This is a genomic window from Actinokineospora sp. (assembly GCF_052390155.1).
Lineage (GTDB): Bacteria > Actinomycetota > Actinomycetes > Mycobacteriales > Pseudonocardiaceae > Actinokineospora.
Genome location: NZ_JBQTHF010000026.1, coordinates 34,168 through 46,211, shown reverse-complemented (window position 1 = coordinate 46,211; position 12,044 = coordinate 34,168). Strand labels below are relative to the sequence as shown.

The 12,044-nt window shown below is 72.8% G+C and carries 4 protein-coding genes and 1 riboswitch; of the genes, 1 reads left to right on the top strand and 3 read right to left on the bottom strand.

Annotated features, from left to right (window positions below; genetic code table 11):
• From ACT4N7_RS09765 to ACT4N7_RS09755, 3 genes are all read right to left on the bottom strand, one after another.
• On the bottom strand, nucleotides 1-7,486 hold a 7,486-nt coding region (locus tag ACT4N7_RS09765), incomplete at its 3' end, for an SDR family NAD(P)-dependent oxidoreductase (protein ID WP_444828310.1).
• Between the two features lie 64 nt (nucleotides 7,487-7,550).
• Nucleotides 7,551-8,756 (bottom strand): cytochrome P450, encoded by a 1,206-nt coding sequence (locus ACT4N7_RS09760; protein ID WP_444828309.1) that lies wholly within the window; start codon nucleotides 8,754-8,756, stop codon nucleotides 7,551-7,553.
• Between the two features lie 26 nt (nucleotides 8,757-8,782).
• Entirely contained in the window at nucleotides 8,783-10,087 is a 1,305-nt protein-coding gene (locus ACT4N7_RS09755; RefSeq protein WP_444828308.1) for a nucleotide disphospho-sugar-binding domain-containing protein, read from the bottom strand.
• Nucleotides 10,088-10,426: 339 nt separating this feature from the next.
• On the opposite strand from ACT4N7_RS09755, the gene ACT4N7_RS09750 reads away from it, so the two are divergent.
• Nucleotides 10,427-11,863, top strand: coding sequence for a class-II fumarase/aspartase family protein (locus tag ACT4N7_RS09750; RefSeq protein ID WP_444828307.1), 1,437 nt, complete (start codon nucleotides 10,427-10,429; stop codon nucleotides 11,861-11,863).
• A riboswitch (cobalamin riboswitch) is annotated at nucleotides 11,858-12,012 on the top strand. (Overlaps the previous gene by 6 nt.)
• Nucleotides 12,013-12,044: the final 32 nt, after the last annotated feature.

Sequence of the window (12,044 nt, the reverse complement as noted above, 5' to 3'; positions counted from 1 at the left end):
CCGCGCGCTCCAGCGCCTCCCACGCGGTCACCAGCAGCAGCCGCTGCTGCGGATCCATCGCCTCGGCTTCTTTCGGTGTGATGCCGAAGAAGGCGGGGTCGAAGGACTCGATGTCGTCGAGGAAACCACCGTGGCGCGCATAGCACTTGCCGACGGCGTCCGGGTCAGGATCGTAGAGCGCGTCGACATCCCACCGGTCGGCCGGAAACGGGCCCACCGCGTCCCGGCCCTCCGCGACCAACCGCCACAGGCCCTCCGGGTCGGACACCCCACCCGGCAGCCGACACGCCATCGACACCACGGCGATCGGCTCGTCCGAAGTGGACACCCGAGGCCGCTCCACCACGGCGGTGGGTGCGGCCGTCGAGCCCCGCACCAGGTCGGACAGGTGGCTCGCCAGCGCGACGGGTGTCGGGTAGTCGAACACCGCCGTGGCGGGCAGCCGCAGACCCGTCGCGGCGTTGAGTTCGTTGCGGAGTTCCAGCCCCGCAAGGGAGTTGACGCCCAGCTCGCCGAAGGCCAGTTCCTCGTCCACCGAGCCCGATGGTCCCCGGCCGAGCACGATGGCCGTCGTCGTGCGGACGAGCTCCAGCATCGCCCTGGCGTCGAGCGCGGGAGGTGTCGCCGCCTGCCCGCCGAGGGGTGCGCGGGCGATCGGGCGCACGGTGCCGACCAGTTCGGTGAACAGCGGCGACCCCGTGCCGGACCTCGCCGCGTCGCGCAGCGCGGCCAGATCGAGCCGGGCCGCGACCAGCAGCGCCGAGTCCATGGCGAGGCCTGCGTCGAACAGTGCGAGACCCTGGTCGGCGGGCAGCGGCACCAGGCCGTTGCGGGCCATCCTCGACCGGTCGGCCGTGCTCAGGTGCCCGGTCATGCCGGTGTTCCGCGCCCACAGCCCCCAAGCCAGCGTCGTCGCGGGCAGCCCGGCCGCCCTGCGGTGGTGGGCCAACGCGTCCAGGAACGTGTTGGCGGCCGCGTAGTTGGCCTGTCCCGGGTTGCCGATGATCCCGGCGACCGACGAGCACAGCACGAACGCGCGGACGTCGAGCCCCTCGGTGAGGGTGTGCAGGTTCCAGGCACCGTCGGCCTTCGGGCGCAGCACGGTGTCCAGCCGCCCCGGGTCGAGCGACGCGAGCGTGCCGTCGTCGAGGACGCCCGCCGCGTGGATCACGGCGGTCACCGGGTGTTCGGCCGGGATGTCGGCCAGCACGCCCGCAAGCTGCCCGGCGTCGGCGACGTCGCAGGCCGCGATGGTCACCCGCGCGCCGAGACCGGTCAGCTCGGCTTCGAGTTCGGCCGCGCCGTCGGTGTCGCGGCCACGCCTGCCGGTGAGCACCAGGTTCCGCACCCCGTACCGGGTGACCAGGTGCTCGGCGAACAGCCTGCCCAGGGTGCCGATCCCACCGGTGATCAGCGCCGTGCCGAGCGGGTCGAGCACCGGCGGCGTCGCGTCGTCCGGCACGGTCGCCCTGGCCAGGCGCGGGGCGAGCAGGTTCCCGTCCCGCACGGCCAGTTGCGGCTCACCCGCGTCGGCCGCCGCCCGCAGCAGGCCGGGGGCGGGCCCGTCGAGGTCGACGATCACGAAGCGGCCGGGATTCTCCGACTGGGCGGCGCGGACCAGCCCCCAGACCGGCGAGCTGGACAACTCGGGGACCTCGGCGTCGTCGGCGGTGGCGATCGCGCCCCGGGTCACGACGATCAGCCTGCTCGCCGCGAAGGTCTCGTCGGCCAGCCAGTCCTGCAAGACGGCGAGCACGTGGCCGGTGCGGCCGCGCGCGTCGGTTCCGGTGGGGACAGGCACGACCACCACGTCGGGCACCGGCCCGTCCGCCGCGCGCAGCGACGCGGGGCCGTCGTGCACCGGCACACCGAGCCCGAGGTCGTGCCCGTCCCCACTGGCACCGAGCACCGCCCACCGCGCACCGGCCCTCGGGACGGGGGTCGACACCGGTCGCCAGTCGACCCGGTACAGCGAGCGCTGGTGGGCGTGGCCGGTCGAACCGAGCTGCTCCGGTGAGACCGGCCGCAGCGCCAGCGACCGCGCGCTGAACACCGGCGCACCGGTCGCGTCCGCGGCCGTGATCGAGAAGGCCCCGCAGGCGTCGGGCGAGAGCCGTACCCGCAGCACGGCCGCCGCGCGCGCGTGCAGCGACACATCGGCGAAGGAGAACGGCAGCCGCAACTCGTCGGGCGCGGCGACGATGATCGGGTGCAGCGCGGCGTCGAGCAGCGCGGGGTGGATGGCGAACCGCCCGGCGTCCCCGGCCTCGGCGGGCAGCACGATCTCGGCGTACAGCTCGGCACCGCTGCGCCACATCGCCCGCAATCCCCGGAACGCGGGCCCGTACTCGTAGCCGAGGTCGGCGAGCCGCTCGTAGGCGTCGTCCACCGCGACCGGCTCGGCGCCGGGCGGCGGCCACTCGGTGAGCGCGTCCCCCGACCCGCCCGCCGGTGCCAGGGCGCCGGTCGCGTGCCGGGTCCACAGCTCGTCGTCGGACTCGGTGGACAGTCGGGAGTGGACGGTCACGGTCCGGCGGCCGGACGGGTCGGGGCCGCCGACCGCGACCTGGACGTCCACCCCACCCCGCTCGGGAATCCGCAGCGGGGCTTCGAGGGTGAGGTCCTCCAGCACCGCGCAGCCGGTCACCTCGCCCGCGTGCAGTGCCAGCTCCAGGAACCCGGTGCCCGGCAGCAGCACGGTGCCGTCGACGGCGTGGTCGGTCAGCCACGGCTCGGCCTGCCGGGACAACCTGCCGACGCACACCACACCCGCGCTGCCCGCGAGGGGGATCGTGGCGTCGAGCAGCGGGTGGTCCGACGAGCGCGAGCCCGCGGCGGCGGACCCGGTCGGCAGCAGCCAGAACCGCTCCACCTGGAACGAATAACTGGGCAGGTCCACGCGCCTGCCCGTCGGGAACACCGTCGTCCAGTCGACGTCCGCGCCGTGCGCGTGCGCCTCGGCGACGGACAGCAGGAAACGGTCGATCGTGCTCTCGCCGCGCCGCAGAGACCCGATCGCGGCCCCGCCCTTCCGCTCGTCGAGGACCTGCTGCACGCCGACGGTGAGCACCGGGTGCGGGCTGCACTCGACGAACAGCGAATACCGCTCGGCGAGCGAGCGGAGCACCAGGTCGAACTCCACCGGGTTGCGCAGGTTGCGGTACCAGTACTCGGCGTCCAGCTCGGCGGTGTCGATCAGCTCGCCGGTCAGCGTCGAGTGGAACGGCACCTCGCTCGTGCGAGGGGTGATCGGGCCCAGCTCACGCAGCAGGACGTCGCGGAGCCGCTCCACGTGCGCCGAGTGCGACGCGTAGTCCACCGGCAGCCGCTGCACCCGCACGCCGTCGGCCGACAGCGCGTCGGTGAACTCGTCCAATACCGCCGGGTCACCGGAGACCACGGTGGACACCGGTCCGTTCGCCGCGGCGACGGACAGGCGCCGCGACCACGGCCCGATCCGTTCGGCGACCTCGTCGCGGGACAGCGCGACCGACGCCATGCCGCCCTGGCCGGACAGCGCGCGGATCGCCTTGCCGCGCAACGCGACCACCCGCGCACCGTCGGAAAGGGACAGTCCACCCGCGACGGTGGCGGCGGCGATCTCGCCCTGCGAGTGCCCGACGACCGCGGCCGGGAACACCCCGTGCGCCCGCCAGGTCGCGGCGAGCGACACCATCACCGCCCACAGCGCGGGCTGCACCACGTCGACCCTGGCGAGCGCGGCCTCGTCGGCGAGCACGTCGGTCAGGGACCAGTCGACGAACTCCGCCAGCGCCCGCTGGCAGGCCGCCAACTGCTCGCGGAAGGCCGGGCTGGACGCGAGCAGGTCCACCGCCATGCCCGCCCACTGCGTGCCCTGCCCGGGGAACACCAGCACCGGCCTGCTGGTCCGGCCTGCCCGTCCCGTGACGGTGTTCGGGGCGGGCGAGCCTGCGGCGATCGCCCGCAACCCCGCCAGGAGGTCGTCGCGGTCCCGCCCGACGACGACGGCCCGGTGGTCGAACCTGGCCCTGCCGGTCGCCAGCGTGAATCCGGCGTCGGCGAGGTCGAGGCCCGGGTCGCGGTCGAGGTGGTCGCCGAGCCGGGCCGCCTGCGCCCGCACCGCGGCGTCGGTCTTGGCGGACAGCAGCAGCGGCAGCACCGGTCGCGCCTGCCGAGGGTCGGCGGGCGGCTGTTCGATGATCACGTGCGCGTTGGTGCCGCTGATGCCGAACGAGGACACCGCGGCCCGCCGCGGCCGTCGGGACGGCGGCCACGGGGTGTGCTCGGCGAGCGGTGCGACGTGCCCGCTCGCCCAGTCCACGTGCGGGCTCGGCTCGTCGAAGTGCAGGATCTTCGGCAGCATCCCGTGCCGCATGGCCTGCACCATCTTGATCACACCGCCCACCCCGGCGGCGGCCTGGGCGTGCCCGATGTTGGCCTTGAGCGAGCCGAGCAACAGCGGGCGATCGGCGGGCCGGTCCTGGCCGTAGGTGGCGAGCAACGCCTGCGCCTCGATCGGGTCGCCGAGCGGGGTGCCGGTGCCGTGCGCCTCGACCGCGTCGACGTCGACGGGCGCGAGCCCCGCGCTGTCCAGCGCGTCGCGGATGACCCGTTCCTGCGCGGGCCCGCTCGGGGCGGAGAGGCCGTTGGACGCGCCGTCCTGGTTGACCGCGGTGCCGCGGACGATCGCGAGCACGCGGTGCCCGTTGCGCCGGGCGTCGGACAGCCGCTCCAGCACGAGCAGGCCTGCCCCCTCCGCCCACGCGGTGCCGTTGGCCGCCGCGGCGAACGGCTTGCACCTGCCGTCCGGCGCGAGGCCCCGCATCCGGGAGAACTCGACGAACATCTCCGGGGTCGCCATCACCGTGACGCCACCGGCCAGCGCCAGCGTGCACTCCCCGCGCAGCAGCGAGTCGGCAGCCAGGTGCAGGGCTACCAGCGACGACGAGCACGCCGAGTCCACGGTGATCGCGGGCCCCCGCAAGTCGAAGACGTAGGAGACCCGACCGGACAGCACGCTGGAGGTGTTGCCGGTGATCAGGTGGCCTTCCAGGCCCTTGGGCACGGTGTGCACCCGCGGGGAGTAGTCGTGGTTCAGGGTGCCCGCGAACACCGCGGTTCGGCTGCCCCTGATCGACGCCGGGTCGATGCCCGCGTTCTCGAACGCCTCCCACGCCGTGGTCAGCAGCAGTCGCTGCTGCGGGTCGGTGGTCAGTGCCTCCCGCGGGGAGATGCCGAAGAAGCCCGCGTCGAAGTCCGCCGCGTCGTACAGGAAACCGCCGTGGCGGGTGTAGGACGTGCCGCGCCGGTCCGGGTCCGGGTCGTAGAGCGAGTCGAGGTCCCAGCCGCGGTCGGTCGGGAAGTCGCCGATCGCGTCGACCCCGCGGGCCGCCACCCGCCACAGGTCCGCAGGCGTGGCGATGCCGCCGGGGTACCGGCAGGCCATGCCGACGATCGCCACCGACTCGTCCCTCGGGTCCGCCGGCACCCGCGCGGCACCCGGCGTCTCCGGGGTCGAGCGCAGGTGGCCCGCCAGCGCCCTGGGGGTCGGATGGTTCAGGAACGCCGTGCGGGACACCGACGTGCCGACCAGGGGTGCGAGCCGCTCGTGGAGTTCCACCCCCATCAGCGAGGTGAACCCGAGGTCGGCGAAGGAGCGGTCCGGGTCGACGTCGCCAAAGTCGGCGTGCCCCAGCACCAGCGCCGCCTGCTCCCGCACCATCCGCAGCGGCTCGCTGCCGTCGTCCACGCGCGGGGTAGTGCGCACCGACGTCGGGCGAGCCGGTTGGCCTGCCCCGTCGAGCCAGTGCCGGGTCCGCTGGAAGGCGTAGGTCGGCAGCCGCACCGCGCGGGCGCCGCTGCCGTCGAACACCGAGTCCCAGTCGGGCCGTCCGCCGCCGACGAACTCCAGGTCCACGGTGGCAGGAGCCTGCTCCGCACCACGGCTCGGCGCGACCACCAGTCCGGGCGCGTCCTGGTTCCCGGCGAGCGCGTGCAGTCCGGCCAGCAGGGCGTCCCGGTCGGGCACGGTGAGCGCGGCACGGTGCTCGAACGCCGCGCGGGTGGTCGCCAGCGAGTAGGCGAGGTCGGCCAGGGCGATCTCCTGGTGCCGCTCGACGAAGTCGCGCAGTCGGTTCGCCTGGTCGCACAGTGCCGCCCGCGTCCGCCCGGACAGGACGAACGGCAGCCCGACCACGGCGCCCGGGGGCGTGTCCCGGGGTGGTGCCGGTGGCGGGTCGGTGAGCACGAGGTGGCAGTTGGTCCCACCGAGGCCGAACGAACTCACCCCGGCGACCCGCGGTCCGTCCGCCCAACTCTGGGGCCGCGCGCACACCCGGAGCCGGAGCGAGTCCAGCGGGATCTCCGGGTTCGGGGTGGCGAAGTTCAGGCTGGCCGGGATCTGCCGGTGCCGGATCGCCAGCACGACCTTCACCAGGCCCGCGATGCCCGCGGCGGCCTCAAGGTGCCCGAGGTTGGTCTTCACCGATCCGACCGGCAGCGGGTCGTCCGACGACCGGACGGCGCCGAGCACGGTACCGAGGGCGGCGGCCTCGACCGGATCGCCGACCCTGGTACCGGAACCGTGCAACTCGACGTAGCCGACCTGTGCCGGGTCGACGCCGCTGTGCTCGTACGCCGACCGCAGCACCTGCTCCTGCGCCTCGCGGCTCGGCACGGTGAGACCGTCGCCGCCGCCGTTGTTGACCGCGCCACCGCTGATCACGCTGTAGATCCGGTCGCCGTCGGCCAGCGCGGCGGCCAACGGCTTGAGCACGACCACCGCCCCGCCCTCGCCGCGCACGAAACCGTTGGCCCGCGCGTCGAAGGTGTAGCACCGCCCGTCCGGCGACAGTCCACCGAACCGCGCGGCGTCCCGCGCGCTCGCGGCGGCGAGGTTGAGGTTGATCCCGCCCGCCAGCGCGATCTCGGACTCTCCGGCGAGCAGGCTCTGGCAGGCCAGGTGGACCGCGACCAACGACGAGGACTGGCCGGTGTCCACGACCATGCTCGGGCCGCGCAGGCCGCAGAAATAGGACACCCGGTTGGCGATGTTGGCGCGCTGCACACCTGCGAAGGTGTGCTGATTGCTGTCCCCCTGGGCCAACCTGGCGTAGTCGTCGCGGCCCGCACCGACGAAAACGCCACCCCGGGTGTCCCGGATCGACTCGGGGACGATGCCCGCGTCCTCCAGAGCTTCCCAGCTCAGTTCGAGGACCAGCCGCTGCTGCGGATCGATCGCGGCCGCTTCCTTCGGCGAGACGCCGAAGAAACCGGCATCGAACTCCCCCACCCCGGCAACGAACGAGCCCCACCGGGCGCCGGTCTCGCCGTAGGTCGAATAGTCGCCTTCGCGGCGCTCCGCCGGGATCTCGGTAATGGTGTTCGCGCCCGAACTGAGCACCGCCCAGAATCCGCGGTGATCGGCCGCCCGCGCGAAGCGACACGAAATTCCGACCACTGCGATTGGCTGACCGAGACCGGATTGTCGTGATATCGCCGACATGGGTCGAAAACTCCTCATTGCAGGGCGCATGACAGAAATGACTCGATCAGGGAATCGCGGGTCGTTACCAGGTGACCGGCAGGGTTTGCGGGCTGCGGGTCATCTGGCCACCGCGCCAGACTATGTCCTCGGGCGCCACGTCCAGCCGCAGCCCCGGCAGCCGGTTCGGCAGCCGGTGCAGCGTCAGTTCCATCTCCAGCTTCGCCAGCCACGCACCGAGGCAGAAGTGCGGGCCCGCGCCGAGGCCGAGGTGCGGGGTGCTCTGCGCGCTGAAGGGGTGGTCCCTCGGGTCCTTCGGGTAGACGTCGGGGTCGAGGTTGGCCACCTGCACGTCCGCCGCGATCAGGTCTCCCTTCTTGATCAGCACCCCGCCCAGCTCGACGTCCTCCCGCGCCCGGCGCACGAACCCGGGCAGGTCTTCGCCGCCGATCGAGATGCCGCGCAGCATGTTCTCCGCCGCGATCGGCGCGAGGCTCTCGTCGCTGCCCAGTTCGCGCCATGCGTCGCCGCCGTCGGTGAGCAGGTACACGATCGCGTTGGCGATGACGGTGGCCATGACCTCGTGCCCGGCCACCGTCAACAGGGTGATCAGGCCGACGATCTGCTCCTCCGGCAGCCCGCCGTCCTCGTCCGCGGCCATGATCAGCGAGCTGACCAGGTCGTCCCCCGGCTCGGCGCGCCGCCGCACGACGACCTCGGCGCCGAACGCGGCGAACTCCGCCAGGGCCGCGCGGACCTGTTCCGGCGGGAATGCCGTGGTGGAGAAGGCGTGGTCGCACCAGTAGGCGAGGCGTTCGCTGTCGTACTCGTCGAGGCCCATCAGCCTGCTGAGCACCGCGCTGGGCAGCGAACTGGCGAAGCCGGCGATGAGGTCGGCGGGGCGGGGTCCGTCGGCGATCCGGTCGATCAGCCCCTCCACGACCGACGCGACCCAGGGACGCCAGCGGGCGATGGCCCTGGGGGCGAACGCCCTGCTCACCGTGCGGCGTAGCCGTCGGTGCTCCTCCCCGTCGAGATTGTTGAGGATGTTGGGGTCGGTCAGCAGGTTCGGGTACCGCGTGAGCGCGGGCGCGTCGGGGGCGAACAGGGACGCGCGGTCGAACCGCGGATCCGTCAGCACCTGCCGGGCCTCCGGGTGCCGCTGCACCACCCACACCGGGGCGCCGGTCTCCATGGCGGCCAGGAAGGGCGGGCCGAGCGGCTCGTCGACCCGGTGGGTGTGCAACATCAGCTCTGTCTTGGCAGCCGGGCAGCCGTTGTCCAGGGACACTGTTCCTCCAGTAGGTCGTTGTCCGCTCAGCGGGACCGGTGTTCCGCGGTGAGTTGCTCCAACGTCGCGATGACCTCGGGATAGCCGGGCATCGCCATCAGGTCCTGGTGGACGCGGGCGGTCCCCTCGCGGAACGACGGATCGGCGAGCACCTGCTCGATCTGCTGACGCATCGTCTCCGTCGACGGGTTCCTGATGTCCACGCGCAACCCGGCGCCGCGCGAGGTGACGTAGGTGGCCGTGGCCGTGGACGCGGGGTACCGCTCGATGATCGGGGCGTCGGAGTCGGTGATGAGCTGCGGCACCTGGTGGTGGGCCGCGCTGACGAACGTGCTCACCCCGCCGTGCGAGATCAGCGCGGTGCACGTGGGCAACAGTTGGTCGAGCGGCACATAGTCGACGATCCGCACGTTCGACGGGATGCTGTCGACCCCGCTGAGCTGGATCTGGTTCAGCGTGGCGACGACCTCGACGTCGAGGCGGGCGACGGCGTCGAACAGGTGCGGGACGTGTTCCCACACGACCTTGTGGTCCGGCAACAGTTGTCGCAGCGACAGGCCCATGGTCATGGCGATCCGCGGCCGCCGCGGTGGTTCGCGCAGCCAGTCCGGGGTGGGGACGGACGCCGAGTAGTGGCTGGGCCGCGCGAGCACGGTCTTCACCGACGTCGGCAGGCGGAAGCCGGCGGGCAGCGAGTCGACGGTCCACTGGCCGAGCAGCAACTCGCGATCCAGTTCGACCCCGAACCGCTCGGCGATCGGCCGCACGGTCTCGGCGAGCAGGTGGTCCGCCAGCGGTTTGCCGGTGCGTTCGGCGTACTTGTCCACGCTCCAGCCGAAGTAGTCCTGCCACGGCGTGAACCGTGCGTGCGCGGCCCCGCTCAGCCTGGCGGCGATCGCCGCGGCCGGGGCGCAGTGGTCCCACAGGACCAGGTCCGGCTGCCACTGACCGGTGAACTCCACCAGGTCGTCCACGCCGGGCCGGTACTGGTCGGCCGGTGCGCCCGGCGGCAGGAACTCCCAAGCCGTGGTGAGCATGACCAGGGCGAAGATGTCCCACGGGTCACGGACGCCGTCGGGCATGTCCAGTTCGGCGGAGGCGGTCAGGAGCTGCCCGATCGCGGCCGCCGGATACTGCCGGGTGGCGCCCATCGGAACGACATCAGGATCTCCGATGCGAACGGGCGTCAGTCCGGCCGAGGTAATGGCGTCGGCCATTGTCTGGTGCGACGCAATCCGCACCTCGTGCCCGGCGTCCCGCAGCGCCCTGGCGAGTGGAATCATCGGATACAAGTGCGCTGGCGCGGGCCAGATGACGAAGAGTACGCGCATGACGCTCCCCCACTGCCGATGTGTTGACGCGAAGATCCTTACCTAATCATTCATACAGGCACGGCCACTCCCGCCGTTCTTCGGTCATGCTTCGTTGACACCCGGAAGCGCACTACGAGATGTCCATGAATTCGTCACGCCGATTTCGTTAGTCGCGCACTCCGCGTCCGGGCGATAATTACGCGGCGTTTGATGCAGCGGAAGATCCAATTAATCCGCACGTCGCGGGAAGGCGGGTGCGGAACTCGGCTAATATCCGCGCGGTGAGTGAGATGAACCTCGGCCTCGCGGTCACGCCGCCGCTGCCCGCGGCCCACTGAAGCACTACGGAGACGCAGAATGACCCACCCCGCCGGTACCGACTCGGGGCTGCTCGCCCCCACCTGGGCGGGCTGCCCGGTCGAGGCCGAGGTCACCGACGAAGCCTTCCTGCAGGCGATGCTGGACGTCGAGGCGGCGCTGGCCCGCGCACAGGCAGGCTTGGGTCTGCTGCCCGAGTCGGCCGCGCGGGCGATCAGCGCCGCGGCGCGCGCGGAGCGGCTGGACCTGGTCGACCTGGCCCGCCGGGCGCGGGCGGCGGCGAATCCGGTGGTGGCGTTCGTGACCGCGTTCACCGCGGTGGTCGCCGCCGACGCCCCCGCCGCGGCCGAGTACGTCCACCGCGGCTCGACCAGCCAGGACGTCCTCGACTCGGCGTGCATGCTGATCGCCCGGCGCGTCCTCGACCTGATCGCGGCCGACCTGGACCGGATCGTCCGCGCACTGGCGAAACTGGCCGACGAGCACCGCGCGACTGTCCAAGCAGGACGGACGCTCACCCAGCACGCGGTGCCGATCACCTTCGGCCTCAAGGCGGCGAGTTGGCTGCAGCTCGTGCTGGACGCGCTGGACCGGGTCCGCGCGACCACGCTGCCCGCCGAACTCGGTGGCGCGGCGGGCACTCTGGCCGCGTACGCGGAGTACGCCGCGCTCGACGCCCCCGGCGGCCGGTTCGACGGCACGGAGCTGATCGCGCCGTTCGCCGCCGAACTCGGGCTCGCCGAGCCGGTGCTGCCCTGGCACACCGTGCGCACCCCGATCGCCGACCTCGGCGCGGTCCTGCAGTTCGTCACCGGGGCCCTGGGCAAGGTGGCCCTCGACGTGCAAACGTTGTCCCGCACCGAGATCGGCGAATTGTCCGAGCCCGCCGCGCCCGGCCGCGGCGCGTCTTCGGCGATGCCGCAGAAGCGCAACCCCGTGCTGGCAACGCTGATCGTCACCGCCGCGCGCCAGGTTCCCGCGCACTCGTTGGTGCTGGCCCAGTCCATGCTGGCCGAGGACGAACGCCCGGCCGGCGCCTGGCACGCCGAGTGGCAGCCGCTGCGCGAAGCGTTGCGCCTCGCGGGCGGTGCCGCGCACCTCGCGGCCGAACTCACGGAGGGCCTGCGCGTGCACCCGGACCGGATGCTCGACAACGTCCGGCTCACTCGCGGCGAGATCGTCACCGAGCGGCTGAACGTGGTGCTCGCCCCCGCCATCGGCAAGGCGACCGCGAAACGACTGCTGGCCGAGGCGTCACTTGCCGCCGACACCACGGGAAAGCCGCTGATCGAGATCCTCGCCGCGCGGGACGAACTCACCGGACTGCTCACCCCGGCCCAACTCTCCGACCTGCTCGACCCCGCCCGGTATACCGGCGCCGCGAGCCCGCTGATCGACCGCGTGCTGGCCAGGGCCGGTCAGCGCGGGCGTGGTTGCGCCAGTTTCCCTACGCATCAACCACCGGCGGCGGATTGACACCGCGCGGCCAGTGGTCGAGCATGCGGGGCGACAACTGCATCCGCGTCCATGCGGGGGAAGACCGGTCCGATTCCGGCGCTGACCCGCAACGGTAGGTCGCCTCCACGGCGACGAGCCCGAACACCCGCCGGGCGCGGTGGCTCCACATACCCGTCGAGGTCCGCGGGTCGGAATGCCG

What these genes read in the sequence shown, in the direction of transcription:
- ACT4N7_RS09755 (WP_444828308.1), bottom strand. Translation starts at nt 10,087, where the DNA reads ATGCGCGTACTCTTCGTCATCTGGCCCGCGCCAGCGCACTTGTATCCG.
- ACT4N7_RS09750 (WP_444828307.1), top strand. Translation starts at nt 10,427, where the DNA reads ATGACCCACCCCGCCGGTACCGACTCGGGGCTGCTCGCCCCCACCTGG.